The 20443-nt window shown below is 71.3% G+C and carries 15 protein-coding genes and 1 tRNA gene; 3 read left to right on the forward strand and 13 right to left on the reverse strand.

The window, feature by feature from the left end; genetic code table 11:
• The 9 genes from OG885_RS07880 to OG885_RS07920 all read right to left on the reverse strand — a co-directional run bounded on the left by OG885_RS07880 (window position 1) and on the right by OG885_RS07920 (window position 12122).
• Entirely contained in the window at window positions 1–1230 is a 1230-nt protein-coding gene (locus tag OG885_RS07880; protein WP_405728129.1) for an MDR family MFS transporter, read from the reverse strand.
• Window positions 1227–3023 carry an ABC transporter permease subunit gene (locus OG885_RS07885; RefSeq protein WP_405728132.1) on the reverse strand — a complete coding sequence of 599 codons (1797 nt, stop codon included), beginning with the start codon at window positions 3021–3023 and terminating at the stop codon, window positions 1227–1229. The genes OG885_RS07880 and OG885_RS07885 overlap by 4 nt, the downstream gene beginning before the upstream one ends.
• A gap of 3 nt (window positions 3024–3026) precedes the next feature.
• Window positions 3027–4517, reverse strand: a complete 1491-nt coding sequence (locus OG885_RS07890) for an ABC transporter substrate-binding protein (RefSeq protein ID WP_405728135.1) — start codon at window positions 4515–4517, stop codon at window positions 3027–3029.
• Window positions 4518–4524: 7 nt separating this feature from the next.
• Window positions 4525–5058 (reverse strand): GNAT family N-acetyltransferase, encoded by a 534-nt coding sequence (locus tag OG885_RS07895; protein ID WP_405728138.1) that lies wholly within the window; start codon window positions 5056–5058, stop codon window positions 4525–4527.
• Window positions 5059–5153: 95 nt separating this feature from the next.
• Window positions 5154–7490 carry a DUF4132 domain-containing protein gene (locus tag OG885_RS07900; RefSeq protein ID WP_405728141.1) on the reverse strand — a complete coding sequence of 779 codons (2337 nt, stop codon included), beginning with the start codon at window positions 7488–7490 and terminating at the stop codon, window positions 5154–5156.
• A gap of 85 nt (window positions 7491–7575) precedes the next feature.
• On the reverse strand, window positions 7576–8934 hold the full coding sequence (locus OG885_RS07905) for a GH1 family beta-glucosidase (protein WP_405728144.1): 1359 nt from the start codon (window positions 8932–8934) through the stop codon (window positions 7576–7578).
• A 20-nt stretch (window positions 8935–8954) separates the two neighbouring features.
• Window positions 8955–9794 (reverse strand): carbohydrate ABC transporter permease, encoded by an 840-nt coding sequence (locus OG885_RS07910; RefSeq protein WP_399964313.1) that lies wholly within the window; start codon window positions 9792–9794, stop codon window positions 8955–8957.
• A gap of 13 nt (window positions 9795–9807) precedes the next feature.
• Window positions 9808–10800: a carbohydrate ABC transporter permease gene (locus tag OG885_RS07915; protein WP_405728148.1), complete on the reverse strand. Its 993-nt coding sequence runs from the start codon at window positions 10798–10800 to the stop codon at window positions 9808–9810.
• A 5-nt stretch (window positions 10801–10805) separates the two neighbouring features.
• On the reverse strand, window positions 10806–12122 hold the full coding sequence (locus OG885_RS07920) for an ABC transporter substrate-binding protein (protein ID WP_405728151.1): 1317 nt from the start codon (window positions 12120–12122) through the stop codon (window positions 10806–10808).
• A 222-nt stretch (window positions 12123–12344) separates the two neighbouring features.
• Here OG885_RS07920 and OG885_RS07925 point away from each other — a divergent pair, with 222 nt between their 5' ends.
• Window positions 12345–14090 carry a coagulation factor 5/8 type domain-containing protein gene (locus OG885_RS07925; protein ID WP_405728154.1) on the forward strand — a complete coding sequence of 582 codons (1746 nt, stop codon included), beginning with the start codon at window positions 12345–12347 and terminating at the stop codon, window positions 14088–14090.
• 17 nt (window positions 14091–14107) lie between these two features.
• Here OG885_RS07925 and OG885_RS07930 read toward each other — a convergent pair whose 3' ends face one another.
• The 4 genes from OG885_RS07930 to OG885_RS07945 form a co-directional block, all read right to left on the reverse strand.
• Window positions 14108–15022 carry an LLM class flavin-dependent oxidoreductase gene (locus OG885_RS07930; RefSeq protein ID WP_405728156.1) on the reverse strand — a complete coding sequence of 305 codons (915 nt, stop codon included), beginning with the start codon at window positions 15020–15022 and terminating at the stop codon, window positions 14108–14110.
• Between the two features lie 167 nt (window positions 15023–15189).
• Complete coding sequence (gene fusA / locus OG885_RS07935; protein ID WP_405728159.1) at window positions 15190–17235, reverse strand: elongation factor G; 2046 nt, start codon at window positions 17233–17235, stop codon at window positions 15190–15192.
• A 391-nt stretch (window positions 17236–17626) separates the two neighbouring features.
• Window positions 17627–17711: transfer RNA gene (locus OG885_RS07940), tRNA-Leu, on the reverse strand.
• A gap of 147 nt (window positions 17712–17858) precedes the next feature.
• Window positions 17859–18551 carry a GntR family transcriptional regulator gene (locus OG885_RS07945; protein ID WP_405728161.1) on the reverse strand — a complete coding sequence of 231 codons (693 nt, stop codon included), beginning with the start codon at window positions 18549–18551 and terminating at the stop codon, window positions 17859–17861.
• A 232-nt stretch (window positions 18552–18783) separates the two neighbouring features.
• Between OG885_RS07945 and OG885_RS07950 the strand changes: the two genes are divergently transcribed.
• Both OG885_RS07950 and OG885_RS07955 read left to right on the forward strand, forming a co-directional pair.
• Entirely contained in the window at window positions 18784–19815 is a 1032-nt protein-coding gene (locus OG885_RS07950) for a 2-dehydropantoate 2-reductase (RefSeq protein ID WP_405728164.1), read from the forward strand.
• Window positions 19816–19998: 183 nt separating this feature from the next.
• Entirely contained in the window at window positions 19999–20424 is a 426-nt protein-coding gene (locus tag OG885_RS07955) for a PAS domain S-box protein (protein WP_405728167.1), read from the forward strand.
• The last annotated feature ends 19 nt before the right edge of the window (window positions 20425–20443 follow it).

Below are 20443 nucleotides of genomic sequence, written 5' to 3' on the forward strand. Positions count from 1 at the left end.
CTACGTCCGGCGCGGCAGCAGCACGATCGCCGCCACCGGTACGGCGGCCAGCACCAGCCAGGGAACGGCCGCGGGCAGCCCGGTGTCGAGGAGGGTGCCCGTCGCCGAGCTGCCGATCAGGACGATGAGGCCCGACACGGAGGACAGCGCCCCGGTGTAGAGGCCGAGCCGGCCGTCCTCGGCGAGGTCGGGGACCCAGGCGCGGGCGACGGGGGCGACGAGCATCTGGCCCAGGGTGAGCAGGACGACGAAACCGGCCGCGGGCAGCAGCCCGGCCGTACCCGTCCGGTCGGCGGGGCGGGCCAGGGCCACCACGGCGAAGCCGGCGGAGATCAGCAGCAGCCCGGCCACCATCGAGCGACGCGGCTCCAGCCGGTCGCCCACCCAGCGGGTGACGGGCAGTTGGGCGGTCACCACCAGCAGCGACGACAGTGCGAACAGCCAGGCCAGGGGCGCCTGCGAACCGGCGGCGCGCTCCACCTCCGCCGGGAGGGCGAGGTAGAGCTGGTTGTAGGCGAGGAGATAGGCACCGTACGCGCAGCACAGCGCGAGGAAGCGCCGGTTGCGGAGCAACAGCCCCACCCCGCCCTGGAGTTGGACACGGTGACGGCCGGGAATGTGCTGGGGCAGCAGCCGGGCGTGCCCGGCGAGCACCAGGACGAAGACGCCGGCACCCGCCAGGCACACGGTCCGGAAGTCCACCGCCAGCAGCAGCGCGCCGAGCAACGGCCCCACGAACGCGCCCGCTTGGCCCGCCACCGTGAACAGCGCGAGGACACGGGTGCGCGAGATTCCGGTGGCTTCCTCGTGGACCACCGCCTGCCGGGCGACCTCGGACTCGACCGCGGGTGAGAACAGCGCGGCGGCGAACCCGATCAGCAGGACGGCACCGATGACCGCCCAGGTCCGCGTCGCGTACCCGAGCCAGGCGAACCCGGCGATCCGCAGCGCGCAGCCGGCCAGGACGACGGGCCGGATGCCGTACCGGTCGGCCAGCGCCCCGCCCACCACGAACAGCCCCTGCTGGCTGAAGGTCCGCAGTCCCAGCACGAACCCGACCAGCCAGCCCGCCATCCCCACCGCCTGCCCGAGGTGCTCGGAGAGGAAGGGCAGCACGGCGAAGAAGCCGATGTTGAAGGCGAGTTGGGTGAGGATCAGCAGGCGGAGAAGAGGGGAGAGGCGGTCGGTGCGGTCCGGCGCCCTGTGGACACCGATCGACAGGCCGCTCATCGGACTCCTGCCAGTTCCTTCGATTCCCTTGTACGCGGCTGCTGTTCAGGTACCGCCGCCGACTGGCGCGGCTTGCGTCGGGGCATCCGCACGCCGCCCGCCGCGGTCACCGCCAGCGCGCCCAGCAGGGCGAGGGCCGCGGCCGGGGCGAGGACGGCCCAGGGGGCGCGCTCGGCATAGGGCTGGTTCTCGGCGAGCAGCAGGCCCCACTCCGGGGTGGGCGGCTGGGCGCCCAGGCCGAGGAAGGCGAGCGAGGCGAGGGCGAGGGCGACGCCGGGCAGCCGCAGCAGGGCGTGGCGGGTGACGGGCGGCAGCACGGCGGGCAGGAGTTCGTGCCGCAGCAGATACCAACGCCCGGCGCCCAGGCCGCGGGTGGCGGTGATGTGGAGGGCGGCGCGTTCCTGGCGCAGGAGTGCGGAGGTGTGGGCGGCCAGGGGTGCCCAGGCGACGCCGCCGACGGCGAGGGCGGGGGTGGCGGATCCGCCGCCGACGACGGCGGTGACGAGGAGGGCGACGAGGACCGGGGGCAGCGCGACGATCGTGTCCACGAGGGGCCCCGAGACGCGGGGCAGCAGGCCCAGCAGGACGCCGGTCAGCAGCGCGGCGGCGCTGATCGCGAGGGCGAGCAGCAGGGTGTCGAGGGCGCCGTGGCCGACGCGGGCGAGCAGGTCCCGGCCGAGTCCGTCGGTGCCGAACGGGTGCTGGAGGGACGGAGGTTGGAGGCGCTCGCCGGTGTCGAGGGCGAGCGGGTCGCGGGGCAGTCCGAGGGCGATGACGAGCGCGAGGAGCCCGCCGTACGCGAAGGGCTGAAGGGTGCGGGCCGGGGGTTTCGGGCCGTGCAGGGACGGCAGGGCGCCGTCGCGCAGGGCGGGGCCGATGAGAAGGCGGCCGGCGAGGGCGGCGAGGCCCGCCGCGGCGGCCGCGAGCAGGACGAGGGCGAGGGTGCCGGCCTGGAGGACGGGGAGGTCCTGGGCGAGGGCCGCCTGGAGGGTGGTGCGGCCGAGGCCGGGGATGTCGAAGATCTGCTCCACGGCGACCGCGCCGCCGGTCAGGCCGACCGCGAACAGGCCGGTGTTGGGCAGGAGTCCGGGCAGACAGCGGCGGACGGCCTGGCGGGCGACGGAGCGGCCCGGCACTCCACGTGCGGCGGCGGCCAGTGCCCAGGGTTCGGCGAAGGCGCCGGGCAGCAGGTCGTCGAGGAGCCGGCCGAGCACCGCGCCCGCGGGCAGGCCGAGGGCGAGGGCGGGGAGGATCGTCCAGCGGGGCCCGTACCAGCCGAGGGCGGGCAGCCAGCCGAGTTGGACGCCTACGACGGTCGCGAGCACGGACGCGGTGAGGAACTCGGGCAGCGCGGCGAGGACCGCGGAGCCGCTGCCACCGGCGCGGCGTCCGCCGAGCCGCCGGTGCGCGCCCAGCCACAGCGTGCGCGCACAGATCAGCGCGACGGTGACGGCGGCGACCAGGAGGGCCACCGCCATCAGCAGCAGGGAGGCGCCCAGTGCCTGGAGCACTGCCGGCGTGACCGCGTCGCCGGAGATCCACGACCGTCCCGCGTCCCCACGCCACAGCCCGCCCAGCCACTCTCCGAGGAGACGGAACGGGCCCGCGTCCAGGCCGAGTTCCTCGCGGATGGCGGCGAGTACCGCGGGGTCGGGATCGCGTTCGGCCGAGCGTGCCTTGAGCACGGTCAGGGCCGGGTCGGTGCGGGTCAGCCAGGGCAGCAGGCCGATCGCGCACACCAGGGCGGCGGCGATCCCGGCCCGCCACAGCAGCACGGCCGCTCTGTTCCGCATGCGTCAGCGCCGGGTGCCGATGCCGACGAGCGTGCGCTCGTAGGGGTCGAGGAGCGCGCCGCGCACACCGGTGCCGACGCCGGTGATGATCCGCTGGTGGACCAGGGGGACGACGGCGTCGGTGCCCAGGATCCGCGCCTCGGCGGCCATGGCCGCGTCCTGCCGTGCGTCGGTGTCGGCGAGGCCCTCGGCCCTGGCGACGGCCTTGTCCACGCTCTGGTCGCAGAGTTGGGCGATGTTGTAGCCGCCGTCGCAGGTGTAGTCACTGGCGAGCACGGAGACGGGGTCGCCGGTGTCGACGAGGGTGTTGCGGGCGAGGACGAACGCGTCGAACTTCCCGTCCAGCGCGTCGGTTTCGAGCCGTGCGTACTCGCGCACCTCCAGGTCGACGCGGAATCCCGCCTTTTCCAGCTGCTGCTTCAACACCTGGGCGACCTCGGGGAGTTCGGGCCGGTTGTCGTAGGTGGCGAGGGTGATCGCGGTCCCTTCGGCGTCGGCGGCCTGCGCACGTCCGCCCGGTGCGGTCCGCTTGCCCTCGGCCCAGCTGACGGCGGGTCCGTAGATGCCGGTGCCGGCGTCCGCGTATCCCTCGTACACGTCCTTGGCGAACACGGCGGTGTCGACGGCCTGACGGGCGGCGGCCCGGCGGCCGGCGTTCTTGAAGGGCCCCGACCCGGTGTTGAGCAGCAGGCTGGTGGTGCGGGTCGTGGCGGTCGCCTTGCGCAGGCCCTTGTCGAGGGTGGCGGCCTGGGCGACGGGTATCGCCTCGGCGAGGTCGACCTGGCCGGTGCGCAGGGCGTTGGCGCGGGCGGTGCCGTCGGAGACGAACTTGACGTCGATCCCGGCGGCCTGGGCCCGGCCGCCCCAGTAGTCGGCGAAGCGGTCGAGGGTGGCGGCGGTGGCGCCCATGACCTTGGTGAGTTCGAAGGGCCCGGTGGCGTGGCCGACCGGGTCGACGCCGTCCTCCTCGGCGTAGGCCTTCGCGGAGAGGACGGCGAGGCTCGGGCTGGACAGGCGCAGCGGCAGGACGGGGTCGGGGTCCTTCGTGGTGACCCGGACGCCGGTGCTCCCCTCGGCCTTCGCGGTGAGGGTCACGCCGGCGAGGGCGGCCGGGGCCGGCTTGGCCTCGGTGGCGTGGGTGAGGGAGGCGACGACGGCGGCCGGGGTGACCTCGGTGCCGTCCTGGAAGTCGGCCTCGCGCAGGGTGAAGAGCCAGGTGCGGTCGTTCTCGCGCCGCCATGACGAGGCGAGCGCGGGGGCCGCGGCGCCGTTGGCGTCGAGGGCGGTCAGGCCCTCGGTGACGCCGAGGCGGCTGAGGATCGTGGCGTCGGCGCCGTACGGCGAGAGGTTCTCGGCGGGCGGGAAGGCGAGGGCGACCCGCAGCCGGGAGCCGTCGGCCGTGTCGTCGGCCGAGCCGTCGGCGCCCTCGGAGGCGAAGCAGCCGCTCAGGACCGGGGTGAGGAGGAACGCGCAGAGCAGTCGGAGGCGGCGCATCGGCCGGTCACCGTCCCATCGGAAGTTCGAAGTGCAGGACGCCGTTGCCGCCGTCCGGGTCGTCGCGCTCGTCGTGCACGAGCTTGCCGAGCGACCGCCAGAACGCCTCGGCGCCGGGAACGGACGGATCGGTGTGCAGATATACGGCGCGGTAGGCGCCGTCGGCCGCGGCGAACGCCAGCAGTTCGGCGACCAGCCGTCGGGCGAGGCCGCGTCGGCGGTGCTCGGGGCGGACGTAGATCCGGCGCACCTGGGCGGTCTCCCCGGAGGGGTAACGCTCGGCGACATGGCGGGGGTTCGGCGGGTGGGCGGGGCCACGCGCGTCGAGGGCTCCGGTGGCGACGACCTCGCCGTCCGGGTCGGTCGCGACGAGGAGGGTGTGCCGCGAGGGGGCCAGATAGGCGGCGGCCGGGTCGATGATGTCGCCGTGCCACCGGGGCACGTACCCGGTGCCGAAGTCGCGGTAGACGGTGTCGAGCATCACGGCCCGCACACCGTCCAGGTCGTCCGGGCCCGCGGCCCTGATGCTGTAGTCATGCACTTGCGCATCATATGCATTAGCGGAAACGCTTGATCACGGGGCGATATGACAGTGGTCGGGAGCACCCTCACAACCTACCGACATGACATCCATTTTCAAAAACGCGGGTGTCGGACTCCCCCGGTTATCTGGGCCCGGATGGAACCGTCACTGATCTCGCTGTCCGCGGCCAGCAGCATCGCCTTGCTGAGGATCAGCGAGAGACGGTCGTCCTCGAACGGCAGAAATATCTTGGCGGCGGGGGTCCTGCCGCGGGACGGGACGATGCACAGGTAGGAGTCGTCGGGGTCCATCAGGATGTTGGCCGAGCCGAGGTGGATGCGGTACGTGCGCAGATCGCCCCGGACGACGAGGAAGCGATCGAGCAGGGTGCAGCGGTCGGCGATCTTGAGGCGGGGCAGGATGCGGGAGAGGGCGTCACGGCGGGCCTCGGCGGTCTCGGTGAGGTCGGCGAAACCGGCGCGCTCCCAGTAGGCGCGGGCCGGGCCCTGTTCGCTCCAGTCGGGGTCGGCGGCGATGGAGGTGACGCCGACGAAGAGGTCGACGTCGCGCATGGCCTCGCTGAAGACCAGCGGGGGCACCTCGGCCAGCGGGGCCTCCCGCCAACGGCCGCCCACCCGTTGGTCGAAGCGGACCCGGTCCGTCGAGGCGACCGGGTCGTCGTCCGCCCAGTCCACGAAGGCATGCGAGAAGCGGGCCCGCCAACCGTCCGCCACCAGCGTCCGCGTCGCCTCGTCCCCGTCGCCGCCGTCCCACGGACCGAGCAGACGGCTCGTCCAGCCCCGCGCCCGGAACAGCCCGCGCATCCTGCGGTAGTGCACGAGGTGCGCGGCGAAGCGGTGGGAGTGCAGCCGAGTCTCCTCCTCGGCCGGGGTGAGCCGGTAGATCTCCCGGAACGCCTGCTTGAACGGCTGGCCCAGTTGCGCGTCCACCAGCCGGTCCCGCCACACCCGTACGGTCTCGGCGTCGGCGCGGATCGGATGCCACAGGCGGACGGAGGCGTCGTCAGGGGCGTCGGGAAGGTCCTCCGTCGCCGGAAGGACGGTCCGCCACACGCCGGGGACCGTTTCGATCTCCCAGATCAGTCTCCCCACGACGGGCCGGGCGAGCGGGTGTTCGGCCAGCTCCGTCCGCCACCGGTCGAAGCGGTGGACGGTGTCGACCGGCAGACCGCCCTCCAGGGCCCGTGCCAGCGTGGCCAGTTGGAGGTTCACGCGCTTGACCAGGTCCCGCAGCTCCTTCACCAGATCTCCGTGCTCACGGCGGACCGGCGCCGGGACACCGCGCAGCGGACGGCCGTCCTTCTCCCAGGTCAGCTCGGCGGTCCCGGTGACCATGACGACGGCCGTGCAGCCGTCGCCCACCGGTCTGCGCAGGACTCCCTCGTCGTCGAAGCCCAGTCTCGGCAGGCGCAGGGCCACCTCCGTGCGCTGGGCCAGCGCCGCCTCCACCTTCTTCAGCAGCTTGTCGAGCTGCTTGGGCACGCCCGCGTGCCGGGTGACCGAGCGGGCGGTGCGGATCGCGGTGACCGCCTCCGGGGTGGGGAACTCCTTGGCCGCGCGGACCAGTTCGTACAGGAGAGCCTGCGACGGCACCGTCCTTGCGGGCGTCGGCGCGACCGCGACGCCGGGCAGCAGTCGCCCGTACACGTCCGGCAGCCAGTCCTCGTCCCGCAGCAGTGCCACCCGCGCGGCCTGGCCGAGCACGGCGACCTCCCGGGCCGTGAACGCCTTGTCGGAGCGGTACGGAATCTCGCCGGACCCGATCCCGTCGGCCCGGTCGGCCGCCGCTTCCAGCGCGCGCCGGGCGAAGTCGACGTAGGCCGGAAGGTCTGCCAGCCTCCGCCACACCTCCGGGGTGGACTCCGGCTCGACGTACGTGTTGACCAGGTCGAGCTCGGTCATCACGAACCGCTCGGCCGGGCCGAACCCGGTCAGCACCTCGATCTCCGCCTGGGCGACGGGCCCCTCCCCGAGCCGCTCCGCGACCGCGCGCTGTGTCTCGTCGTCGCCGAGTCCGGCCACCAGGAACAGCGAGTACGGGTGCGCGACGCTCTTCCTCTCCAAGAGGCTCTCGGCCAGGGCGCGGGCGGGCCCCGACAGGTCGGGCCAGGGGTCCGTGCAGCGCGCCAGCGCCGCCACGCCCGGCAGGAGATCGACCCCGAGGCCGCTGTTCCGGCTCCGCTCGACGAGCGCCTCGAACAGCCGGCGGCAGGCGTCGGCGGTGGCGCGCGGTCGCCGTTCGTCGGCCGCGCGGCGGATCGCCAGGGCCGCCCGCGAGGTCGCGGGCGTGGCCTCGATGTGGTCCACCCGGTGGGCCGCCGGGAGCAGCTCACCGAGCTGTTCGTCGGTGAGCTGCGCCAGGTCGGCGGACCGGACGTCCAGTTCGAAGGCCGCGTCGGTCAACGCCCGCGCCAAGTCGTCGTAGAGCATGCCCCGGATCATGGCAGGCACCACTGACAACGGCCCCAGCTCGGCGGGAGCCCGTTCTCGGGCTCCCGTTCGGTGATGTCGCTCCCTAGGCCGCGTTCCGCTCCCTCCCCCGGTGCGCCCGGATGATCTCCGCGTACCGGTGCCCGGAGCCCTTGATCGTGCGGGTCTGGGTGCGGTAGTCGACATGGACGAGCCCGAAGCGCTTGTCGTAGCCGTAGGCCCACTCGAAGTTGTCGAGCAGGGACCAGGCGAAGTACCCGGCCAGGGGTGCGCCCTTGCGGGCCGCCGAGGCGCAGGCGGCGAGGTGCCGGGTCAGGTAGTCCTGCCGCTCGGGGTCGTCGACGGTGCCGTCGGGGCGTACGACGTCCGGGTAGGCGGAGCCGTTCTCGGTGACGTACAGCCGCTGGGCGCCGTACTCCTCGGTGAGGCGCAGGAGCAGGGTCTCGATGCCGCTCGCGTCGATCTCCCAGTCCATGCCGGTGCGCGGGACGCCGTCACGGCGGACGGAACGGACGTACGGGGCAGGGCCGTTGGGGTCGTCGGCGACGGTCTGCGGGAAGTAGTAGTTCAGGCCGAGCCAGTCGAGCGGGGCGGCGATGGTCTCCAAGTCCCCAGGTTTCAAGGGGAGTTCGACGCCGTACACCTCCTGCATGTCCGCCGGGAAGCCGCGGCCGTGGATCGGGTCCAGCCACCAGCGGTTGGTGTGGCCGTCCATGCGGCGGGCGGCCCGCAGGTCCTGCGGGCGGTCGGTGGCGGGGTGCACGGTGGAGAGGTTGTTGACGATGCCGATCTGGGCTCCGGGGGCTGCCGCGCGGATGGCCTGTACGGCGAGGCCGTGGCCGAGGAGCAGATGGCAGGAGGCCCGGACCGCCGCCGTCAGGTCCGTCCAGCCGGGGGCCATGGTCCCTTCCAGGTGGCCGATCCACGCCGAGCACAGGGGCTCGTTGAGGGTGGTCCAGTGGTGCACCCGGTCACCCAGCCGCTCGGCCACGACCGAGGCGTACGCGGCGAAGTGCTCGGCGGTGTCGCGTGCGGGCCAGCCGCCGCGGTCCTGGAGCGCCTGGGGCAGGTCCCAGTGGTAGAGGGTGACGGAGGGGGTGATGCCGACCGCCAGCAGACCGTCGATCAACTCGTCGTAGAAGGCGAGGCCCTTGGGGTTGACCGGGCCGTCACCGCCGGGCACGATCCGCGGCCAGGCGACGGACAACCGGTAGGCGTCGACCCCGAGCCGGCGCATCAGGCCGATGTCCTCGCGCCAGCGGTGGTAATGATCGCAGGCGATGTCGCCGGTGTCGCCGTTCGCCACCTTGCCGGGGGTGTGCGAGAAGGTGTCCCAGATCGACGGCGAACGGCCGTCCTCCGTCACGGCTCCCTCGATCTGGTAGGCGGCTGTGGCCGTGCCCCACAGGAAGTCGTCCGGGAGTGCGGCGAGATCGATGGTCACGAAAGTCCTTTCAGGAGTGGTCACTTGACGGCGCCCGCCGTCAGACCGGCGACGAGATAGCGCTGGAGGAGCAGGAAGCCGGCCACCACCGGGACGCTCACGACCAGCGAGGCCGCCATGATCTGGTTCCAGTACACGTCGTAGAGCGTGGAGTAGCCCTGGAGGCCGACGGCGAGGGTGCGGGTGGTGTCGTTGGTCATCACCGACGCGAACAGCACCTCGCCCCAGGCCGTCATGAACGCGTAGACGGTGACGGCGACGATCCCGGGGATCGCGGCGGGCACGACGACCCTGAAGAGCGCACCGAGCGGCCCGCAGCCGTCCACCAGCGCCGCCTCGTCCAGGTCGCGCGGCACCGAGTCGAAGTACCCGATCAGCATCCAGATCGAGAACGGCAGCGAGAAGGTGAGGTACGTCAGGATCAGCCCGCCACGCGAGCCGAACAGGGCGATGCCGGTGGCGTTGCCGATGTTGACGTAGATCAGGAACAGCGGGAGCAGGAAGAGGATGCCGGGGAACATCTGCGTCGACAGGACGGTGACCGTGAAGACACGCTTGCCGCGGAAGTCGTAGCGGCTCACGGCGTAGGCCGAGAAGACGGCGATCACCACCGAGCAGACGGCTGCCGCGCTCGCCACGATCAGGGAGTTCACGAAGTACCGGGCGAGCGGGACCGTCGACCAGATGTCGATGTACGGCTGGAAGGTCACCTCACTCGGAATCCAGCGGAACTTGCCGGTGACGTCCGCCAGCGGCTTCAGCGAGCTGGAGATCATCACGTACACCGGCAGCAGGACGAAGCCCGCCAGCAGCGTGAGGAAGACACGCCGGGTCCACAGGAAGGACTTCGGTGGGGCCATCGGAGAACCGGGACTAGGCACGCGACGTCCTCCGTCCGCGCGAGGTGACGGCGAGGTACACGCCCGTCACGAGGAGCAGGAACAGCAGCAGGAGCACGGACATGGCGGAGCCGGTGCCGAAGTTCCAGGTGACGAAGGAGGCCTGGTAGATGTGGACGGAGATGAGGTCCGCGGCCTCCGGCGCCGACTTGCCGAACAGGACGTACGGCGTGTTGAAGTCGTTGAACGTCCACAGGAACAGCACCAGGATCAGCACCTGGTTGACGGCGCTCAGCGACGGCAGGGTGATGCGGCGGATCTGCTGCCACATCCCGGCGCCGTCGAGGGCCGCCGCCTCGTACAACTCCCGTGGGATGTTCTGGAGTCCGGCCATGACGATGAGGAAGGCGAACGGCCAGCCCTTCCACACGGACACGACGAGCAGGGCGATGAAGCTGTTGTCGCCGATGAGCCAGAAGGACGGCTTGTCGGTGATGCCGAGCTGGTCGTGCAGGACGTGGTTCACCAGGCCGTTGTCGTGCTGGAACATGAACACCCAGGTGATGACGGCCGCGTAGACCGGCAGGGCGTACGGCACCAGGAACAGGGCGCGCAGCAGACCCCGGCCGCGGAAGGTGTCCTGCATGCAGATCGCGGCGGTCGTGCCGATGAGCCAGCACAGGCCGACCGACAGCAGGGTGAAGGCGATCGTGACGAGGAAGGAGTGCAGCAGGGCCTCGCCGACGGGGGCGTCGAAGTCCACCGACACCCGGAAGTTGTCGAGGCCGGCCCAGGGGGCGGCGCCCCAGTCGCGGATGTAGAACTGGGTGAGTTGCTTGAAGCTCATCACGATGCCGATGACCATCGGCACGAGATGGACGAGGAGTTCGAGGATCAGGGCGGGCAGAAGGAGCAGATAGGGCAGTCCGACGCGGCGGATCCGGCCGGGAGCGCGGCGGCGCGGTCCACGCGCCGCCGTCTCGCCCGACTCCCCCTTGCTCACCGGGAGTTCGACAGTGCTGGTCATCCGGGTCACGCCGCCGGCATCTGCGCCTGGGCCTTCTCCAGGGCCGCCTTCACCGACTCGGTGGTCACCGCGCGACCGGCAGCAGCGTCGGCGAACAGGCCCTTGATGGCCGTACCGACCGCCGTCTCGAACTGGGACTCGTCGGCGACCTGCGGGGCCGCGACCGCGCTGGTCGCGAGGGTGTCCTTGAGGACACCGTTGGCGGCGGTGTTGAACGCCGCGTCGGACTGGGCGCCCTTCACCGGCGGGATGGAGCTGTAGGCGGTGTTGAGGATCTTCTGTTCGGCGTCGCTCGTCATGAACTTCACGAACTTCTTGGCGCCGTCGAGGTTGTCGGAGTTCTTGAAGACGGCCAGGTTGATGCCCATCACCATCGAGTTGACGCCGGTACCGGTGCCGGGGGTGCCGGACTGCACGGGCACCGGGGCGATACCGAAGGAGTCCTCGCTCATGCCCTGGGACTTGAGGTTCGCGGACGCCGACTGCCACAGCAGCATCGCGGTCCTGCCCTTGGCGAAGTCGCTCACCGACTGGTTCTGCGCGTACTCGGCGTTGCCCGGGGCGATGACCTTGTCCTTGGCCATCAGGTCGACGAACTCCTTGACGCCGGCGACCGCCCCGTCGTTGGTGAAGTCGGGCTTGCCGTCGGCGGTGAAGAAGTCGCCGCCGTGCTGCTTGGCGAAGACGACCGCGTGGTGGATGTTCTCCGAGGGGTTCGCGCCCTCCACGCCGAGCGCCCACTTGCCGCCCTTGGACAGCTTCTTGCCGTCCTCGACGAACTCGGCCCAGGTGGCGGGTGGTTGGGTTATGCCCGCGTCGGCGAACATCTTCTTGTTGTAGTAGAGCGCGTACGCCATCGAGTACAGCGGCACCGCGGCCGGGTCCTTGCCCTCGGCGCCGGTGGAGCCGAGGGCGGAGTCGACGAAGCGGTCCTTGCCGCCGATCGCCTCGAAGTTCTTCGCGTCCCACGGCAGCAGCGCGCCGGTGGCCTGGAGGGAGGCGCTCCAGGTGTTGCCGATGTTGAGGACGTCGGGGCCCTGGCCCGAGGTCGTCGCCGTGAGGATGCGGTTGAGCAGGTCCGACCAGGGCACCACCTCCACCTTCACCTCGATGCCGGTCTGCTTCTTGAACTTGTCGAGTTCCGGCTGGAGGACCTTCTTGTCGATCTCGACGCTCGCCCCTTGGTTGGAGGCCCAGTAGGTGAGCGTCTTGGGCGAGTCGTTGGACCCGCCCTCGGTCGACGAACCGCCTCCGCAGGCCGATGCGGCCAGGGCGAGAGACATGGTGACGGCGCCTACGGCCGCGGCTCGGATGCTGCGCATGGCTCCTGGTGTCCCTTCAGGGAATGCACTCACGGCTTAATTTAGGACGTGAGTTAAACGGGCCGCGTTCGGCGCGTCAAGGGTTTGAACAGCACTTGTTGAACTCGGCGGCACCTCTTGACGTCCGCGTTTGAACACTGAAGCATCCCTCGGCGAGAGAGCGCTCCCAACCCCTGCGTCGTTCACTTCCTGAACAAGGACTTCCTGAACAAGGAGCCGCCCATGAGTCCGTCCCCGCTCAGCCGGAGAACCGTCCTCGGCGCCGCGGTCCCCACCGCCCTCGCCCTGTCCGCGTCCCCGTCCTGGGGCCGCCCGAAGGCCCTCCCCGGAGGCGGCGACCTGGGCCCGAACGTCCTGGTCCTCGACCCGGGCACCCCTGACATCCAGGCGAGACTGGACGCGGTGTTCGCCCGGCAGGAGTCGGCCCAGTTCGGCACCGGCCGCTACGCACTGCTCTTCAAGCCCGGCACCTACCACGGGCTCAACGCCCAACTCGGCTTCTACACCTCGATCGCGGGCCTCGGCCTCTCCCCCGACGACACGACGATCAACGGGGACGTGACGGTCGACGCGGGCTGGTTCGGGGGCAACGCCACGCAGAACTTCTGGCGTTCGGCGGAGAACCTCGCGCTGGTCCCGGCGAACGGCACCAACCGCTGGGCGGTCGCCCAGGCCGCCCCGTTCCGCCGGATGCATGTCCGCGGCGGCCTCAACCTCTCCCCCACCGGCTACGGTTGGGCCAGCGGCGGCTACATCGCCGACAGCCGTATCGACGGCCAGGTCGGCCCGTACTCCCAGCAGCAGTGGTACACCCGGGACAGTTCGATCGGCAGTTGGCTCAACGGCGTCTGGAACATGGTGTTCTCGGGCGTCGACGGCGCCCCCGCACAGAGCTTCCCGAACCCGCCGTACACCACCCTCGACACCACACCCGTCTCCCGTGAGAAGCCGTTCCTGTACCTCAGCGGCAGCGAGTACCGGGTCTTCCTGCCGTCCCTGCGCACCAACGCCCGCGGGGTGACCTGGGGCAACGGCACGCCGCGCGGCACCTCACTGCCCCTGTCGCGGTTCTACGTCGCCAAGCCGGGCGTCTCGGCGGCGACGCTGAACCAGGCGCTCGCCCAGGGACTGCACCTGCTGCTGACGCCGGGCATCTACCACGTCGACCGGCCGATCCAGGTGAACCGTGCCAACACCGTGGTCCTGGGCCTGGGTTACGCCACCCTCGTGCCGGACAACGGCGTCACCGCGCTGAAGGTCGCCGATGTCGACGGTGTGCGGCTGGCCGGCTTCCTGATCGACGCCGGGCCGGTCAACTCCCCCTCCCTGCTGGAGGTGGGCCCGAGCGGCGCGTGGCGGGACCACGCCGCCAACCCCACCACCGTGCAGGACGTGTTCATCCGCATCGGCGGCGCGGGCCCCGGCAAGGCCACGACCTCCATGGTCATCAACAACCGGCACACCATCGTCGACCACACCTGGGTCTGGCGCGCCGACCACGGCGAGGGCGTCGGCTGGGAGACCAACCGCGCGGACCACGGCGTGGTCGTCCACGGCTCCGACGTCCTCGCCACCGGCCTGTTCGTGGAACACTTCAACAAGTACGACGTCCAGTGGTTCGGTGAGCGCGGGCGCACGATCTTCTTCCAGAACGAGAAGGCGTACGACGCCCCGAACCAGGCCGCGATCCAGAACGGCACCGTCAAGGGGTACGCGGCCTACCGGGTCGGCGACGCGGTGACCGCCCACGAGGGCTGGGGTCTTGGCAGTTACTGCTACTACAACGTCGACCCCACGATCGTGCAGCACCACGGCTTCGCCGCCCCGAACCGGCCGGGAGTGCGCTTCCACGACCTGCTCGTCGTCTCGCTCGGGGGCCAGGGCCAGTACGAGCACGTCATCAACGAGACGGGGGCGGCGACGTCGGGCACCTCGACCGTGCCCTCCACCGTGGTGTCGTATCCCTGACCAGTCTTGACGTGCCGTCAGGTGCGGGCGGCCACCACGGCCTCCCGCACCGCCGGGGCGATCTCCTGCGCCCAGCGGCCGAGCGTGACGTCGGCCGGGGTGCCGTCGTCCACGCGAAAGTGGACGAACCCGTGGGCGCCGAACTCCAGCACGGCGCCGGTGAGTTCCTCGACCCACTGCGCCACCGAGCCGCCCCGCCACACCCCGTCGGTGTCGCGCGGGGCGGCGACGGGGGCGGGGGTGATGACGCCGGGGAGGTTGTAGACCGTGACGATGTCGGCGGGATCGCGGCCCGCCGCGAGGGCGGCCCCGTCGATGACCGGCCGGGAGTCGCGGTAGCGCGGACTCAGCCAGTCGGCGGCGTGGCCGGGGATCCAGCCGTCGGCCACCCTGCCGGTGGCGGCGAGCGACTTCGGCCCCACCGAGCCGGTCCACACCGGCGGCACCGCGACCGCGGCCGGTTCGAGGCCGTGCACCTGGTAGAACTCCCCCTCGAACGTGACCGGTTCACCACCACCGCCGAGCAGCCGGATCAGCGTGACCGCCTCCTCGAAGGCCCGTACCGCGGCGCCCGGCCCGAGCCGCTCGACCCCCAGCCGGGCGATGTCGTCCCACAGCCCGCCCGCGCCCATGCCCAGCACCAGCCGGCCGCCGGTCAGCGCGGACAGCGAGGTGACCGTGCGCGCCAGCATCGGCGCGGGGCGACTGGGCAGGTTGCTGACACTGACCAGCGCCGAAACCCGCTCGGTCCGGCCGAGGACCACCCCGACCTGGGCGTACGCGTCGAGCCTGGCCGCGTAGTAGGGGTGGTCGGAGACGGTGACCAGGTCGAGGCCCTCCCGGTCCGCCTCGACGGCGAGCCGCAAGGACTCCTCGATGTCGCTCACAGCGGTGCTGATACCGGTACCGAACAGCGGCTTGTGCAATGACATGGCAGATCCCGCCCTCTCCCCGTCGACTGTGCGCCCCGTACCGGAGCGCCCGTTCAGTTCGCACCACGAACGTTATTTGTTCGTGGTACGAACCGACAACGGGACTTGTGTCCTAAGACCCAGGACCGGAGTCCTAGGTCCAGGGCACCTGGTACCGGGCCGTGGTACTACGGCGCGGTCGTCACCGCAGGCGCCGGGGCGTACCCCGTCGGCCGGGCCGTGAACGTGCCGCGACCCTGGGTCCGGCTGCGCAACCGGGTCGCGTAGCCGAAGAGTTCGGCGAGCGGCACGGTGGCCGTGACGACCACCGAGCCCCCGCGCGCCGCCGAACCCGTGACCCGGCCGCGCCGGGCCGCGAGGTCGCCGAGCACTCCGCCGACCGCGGCGTCCGGCACGGTGACCGTGACCTCGGCCACCGGTTCGAGGAGCACCATCGCGCAGGCGCGCAGGGCGTCCCGGAGCCCGAACCGGCCCGCCGTACGGAAGGCCGTGTCGGAGGAGTCCTTCACATGGGTCGCCCCGTCGGTGAGGGTGACGCGCAGCCCGGTCACGGGGTGACCGGCGAGTGGTCCCTCCGCCAGGGCGTCCCGGCAGCCGGCCTCGACCGCCCGGACGTACTCCTGCGGCACCCGTCCGCCGACGACGGCCGAGCGGAACTCGAACCCGGCGTCGCCGTCCCACGGCTCCACGTCGAGGACGACATGCGCGAACTGCCCCGCTCCACCTTCCTGTTTGACGTGCCGGAAGACGAACCCGGACACTCCGCGCCCGACGGTCTCCCGGTGCGCCACCCGCGGCCGCCCGGCGTTGACGTCCAGCCCCTGATCACGCCGTACCTTCTCCAGCGCGACCTCGAGATGCAGTTCGCCCATGCCGGACAGCACGGTCTGCCCGGTCTCCGGGTCGGTCCGCACGACGAGCGACGGGTCCTCCTCGGCCAGCCGGGCGAGCGCCTGGCTCAGCCGGTCGGTGTCGGTGGACCGTACGGCCTCGACCGCCACCGAGACGACCGGTTCGGCGACGCTCGGCGGTTCGAGGACGAGCGGCGCGTCCGGCGCGCACAGGGTCGACCCGGCGCGGGCCGCCTTCAGCCCGACGACCGCCACGATGTCCCCGGCGACCGCCCGCTCCAGCTGCGCGTGCCGGTCGGCCTGGACCCGCAGGATGCGTCCGATGCGCTCGGTACGCCGTACGCCCGAGTCCCACACCACGTCTCCCTTCTCGATGGTTCCGGAGTAGACCCGCAGGTAGGTGAGCCGCCCGGTCGGGGTGGCGTTCACCTTGAACACCAGCCCCGCGAACGGCGCCGCCGGGTCGGCGGGCCGCTCCTGCCCGTCGCCCTCGCCGGTGCCGCGCACGGCGGGTACGTCCAGCGGGGACGGCAGATACGCCACGAGCGCGTCGAGCAGCGGTTCGACACCGCGGTTGCGGTAGGCCGAGCCGCACAGCACGACGACCCCGTCGCCGGAGTGCGTGACGTCGCGCAGCGCGTCGCCGAGCGTCCGGTTGTCGAGCGCCGAGCGGGCACAGAACTCCTCCAGCGCCCCCGGATGCAGCTCGGCCACGGCCTCCTCCAGCAGCCGACGCCGCCGCGCGGCTTCCTCGACCAGCGCCTCCGGGATCTCCGCTACGACCATGTCGGCGCCGTCGGCCCAGGTCAGCGCCCGCATCCGAACCAGGTCGACGACCCCGCGGAACCCGTCCTCCGCCCCGATGGGCAGCTGCACGACCAGCGGCGCCGGGTGCAGCCGCTCCCGGAGGGAGGCGACGGCGGTGTCGAGGTCGGCGCCCGCGCGGTCCATCTTGTTGACGAACGCGATCCGCGGGACGCCGTACCGGTCGGCCTGCCGCCAGACGGACTCGCTCTGCGGTTCCACGCCCGCGACGGCGTCGAACACGGCGACCGCGCCGTCCAGCACCCGCAGTGAGCGCTCCACCTCGTCGGCGAAGTCGACATGGCCCGGGGTGTCGATCAGGTTGATGCGATGACCGTCCCAGGCGCAGCTGATCGCCGCCGCGAAGATCGTGATGCCGCGGTCGCGCTCCTGCGGGTCGAAGTCGGTGACGGTCGTGCCGTCGTGGACCTCACCGCGCCGGTGCGTGGTGCCGGTGGCGAACAGGATCCGCTCGGTGACAGTGGTCTTGCCCGCGTCGACATGGGCGAGGATGCCCAGGTTGCGGACGGTGGTGAGAGGGTTGATGCGAGTACGCACGGCCCGAGGCCTTTCGAGGTGTTCCGGGAAAAGGGCAGCGCGATTCCCGTACGAGACACTCGACTTGACGTTGCGTCAGGAGTTCGTGACGGGCATCCGGTACCGGCCGCGCAGCAGGCACCGGGCGGCCGGAGACACGAGGATCACCTCGTAGCGGGCACGGGAAGCGACGGCAGCGGTGCGCTCACACACGGCCGGGCTCCCCTCACTCGTCATGGATCTCGTCGTACGGCACACCGGGCCCGGTCAGGGGCGGCGTGCGGTTCGTGGTGAGTGTAGGGAGCGGGCGGGGCGGTCGGCACGCGAATATTGGACGGCCCGCAAGGCAACGTAAAACAGCTTGTGCGGGCCGAGGCGAACCTCGACCCACACAAGCTGCGGTTACTCTCTGTGTCCGAGGGGGGACTTGAACCCCCACGCCCGATAAAGGGCACTAGCACCTCAAGCTAGCGCGTCTGCCATTCCGCCACCCGGACCAGGTGTCTGCCGCCTGGACGGGGGTGTTCCCCGCGGCGACATGGACAACAATACCAAGCTTTCGGAGCGCCTTTCACCTGCATATCCGCAGGCCGGGCGGTGGCCACGACGGGGTGGCGCGAGAGGCGCGGTGAGTGACCGGGCGGTCACTCGTTGGGCGGCTGCTTCGCCCGCTCGTGGTACATCTTCCGCGTGTGCTCGGTGTGGGCCCGCATCGCCTCGGTCGCACGCTGTTCGTCGCGGTCCGCGATGGCCGCGATCAGTTCGCGGTGCTCGATCCAGGACTGCCGGCCGCGCTGCCGCGCCACCGGCGTGTAGTACCAGCGCACCCGCCGGTCGACCTGGGCGGCCAGCTCCGCGAGGACCGCGTTGCCGGCCAGCTCCATGATCTTCGCGTGCAGCCGGGCGTTCATCGCGACGGCGGCGTCCACGTCGTCGTCGGCGACGGCACGCTCGCCCTCCGCGCACATCTCCTCCAGGACGGCGATGGCGGCGGTTCCGGCGTTGGCCGCGGCGAGCCGGGCGGCCTCGGCCTCCAGCAGTGTGCGCACGGTGAGGAGCTGATCGGCCTCCTCCTCCGTGGGCTCGTGCACGAACGCACCCTGCGCGGGCCGCAGATCCACCCACCCCTCGGTACTGAGCCGCTGCAACGCCTCCCGCACCGGCTGCCGCGAGACCCCCAGATGCCCGGCGAGCTCACTCTCCACCAGATGTTGCCCGGGTTGGAGAGCACGCGTGGTGATGAGTTCGAGAAGCGCCTCGTACACACGGTCACGCAACGGGCCGGGGCGTTCGAGCTTGGGCACCGCACCCTGCGGCAGGCCAGTCGTCGACAACATCACGGCCCCTCCTCGTCAGCATCGTCGCTGTGTGCAGGAGCCAATTATGAATTGGCTTTCGCCTACAGTCTACGGCGCACAAAGGGCCGGGCGGAGGGGAGTTGGGGCGCGGGAACCGGACAGCGGGGTGGCCGAAGTCTTGCTGCCCTTCATTCCATCCTGTAGACAATATTTCGTCGACATAGTTCGACGGTTCCGCGGTACACCCTCGACCGAACGGAGCTCCCACCCCATGAAAGTCGCAGTCCTCGGTGCCGGAGCCATCGGCGCCTACGTCGGCGCCGCCCTGCACCGCGCAGGAGCCGACGTCCACCTCATCGCCCGTGGACCGCACCTCGCGGCCATGAGGCAAAACGGCGTCCACGTCCTCTCCCCACGCGGCGACTTCACCGCCCACACCCACGCCACCGACAACCCCGCCGACATCGGCCCCGCCGACTACGTCTTCCTCGGCCTCAAAGCCACCTCCTACGCGGCGTGCGGGCCGCTCATCGAACCCCTCCTCCACGAGAACACGGCCGTGATCGCCGCCCAGAACGGCATCCCCTGGTGGTACTTCCACGCCCACGGCGGCCCCCACAACGGCCGACAACTCGAAAGCGTCGACCCCGGCGGCACAGTCAGCGCCGTCCTCGCACCCGAACGCGCCATCGGATGCGTCGTCTACGCCGCCACCGAACTCGAAGCCCCCGGCGTGGTCCGGCATTTGGAAGGCACCCGCTTCTCCATCGGCGAACCCGACCGCAGCCTCTCCGCCAGATGCCTCACCTTCAGCGAAGCCATGCAAGCCGGCGGGTTGAAATGCCCCGTCGAACCCGACCTGCGCAACGACATCTGGCTCAAACTCCTCGGCAACATCTCCTTCAACCCCATCAGCGCCCTCGCCCGCGCCACCATGCGCCAAATGTGCCACCACACCGGCACCCGCACCGTCATCGAAGCAATGATGACCGAAACCCTCACCGTCGCCCACGCACTCGACTCCCACCCCGACATCACCATCGAACGCCGCCTCGCCGGCGCCGAAAAAGTCGGCGACCACCGCACCTCCACCCTCCAGGACCTCGAAGCCGGCAAACCCCTCGAACTCGACGTCCTCCTCACCGCCGTCATCGAACTCGCCACCCTCACCCACACCCCCGTCCCCACCCTCACCACCATCCACGCCCTCAGCGACCTCCTCGCCCACCAGTCGGGCACCCCCATGAACGTGCTCGCGGGAGCGGACCGCACAGCCCTCAGGGCAGCGGCCACCCAGGGCTGACCGGCCCCCCGCGACACGGCGGCGGGACCCTGAGCGGCGGGGAGCGCCCCCTGCGCCGCAAGGGTCCCGCCTCAGTCGTGTGCGGACTCTCGGTCGGGTGTGGGTTGATGGCGTATGAACCTGGATTCTGTATACGATCGGCCGTATACTTTGTGCACCCAACTGCCCCTGCACGGAGGCGACATGGAAGAGCTGAACCCCGAGGTGGTCCTGGGAATGGCCGCCCAGGCGCCCGACGGCATCGTGATCATCGACGGCGAAGGACTCATCCGCTACTGGAACCAGGGCGCGGAGCGCATCTTCGGTTTCCCGGCGGCCGACGTGGACGGCCGGAGTCTGGACGTCATCATCCCCGAGAAGCACCGGAAGCGGCACTGGGACGGATTCCAGGAGGCCATGGACCGCGGGACCAGCAAGTACGGGGAATCCGACCTGCTGAACGTCCCGGCGCTCGCGGCGGACGGGCGCCGGATCTCGATCGAGTTCAGCGTCGTCATGCTGCCGGCCGCCGACGGTGACATGTACTGCGGAGCCGTCATCCGGGACGTGACCGCGCGGCGTGAGCGGGAGCGGGAGCTGATGCGGCGGCGGGCCGAGGCGAGCGTCTGAATCGCCCGACACGCAACTG

This window comes from Streptomyces sp. NBC_00028 (assembly GCF_045041065.1).
Lineage (GTDB): Bacteria > Actinomycetota > Actinomycetes > Streptomycetales > Streptomycetaceae > Streptomyces.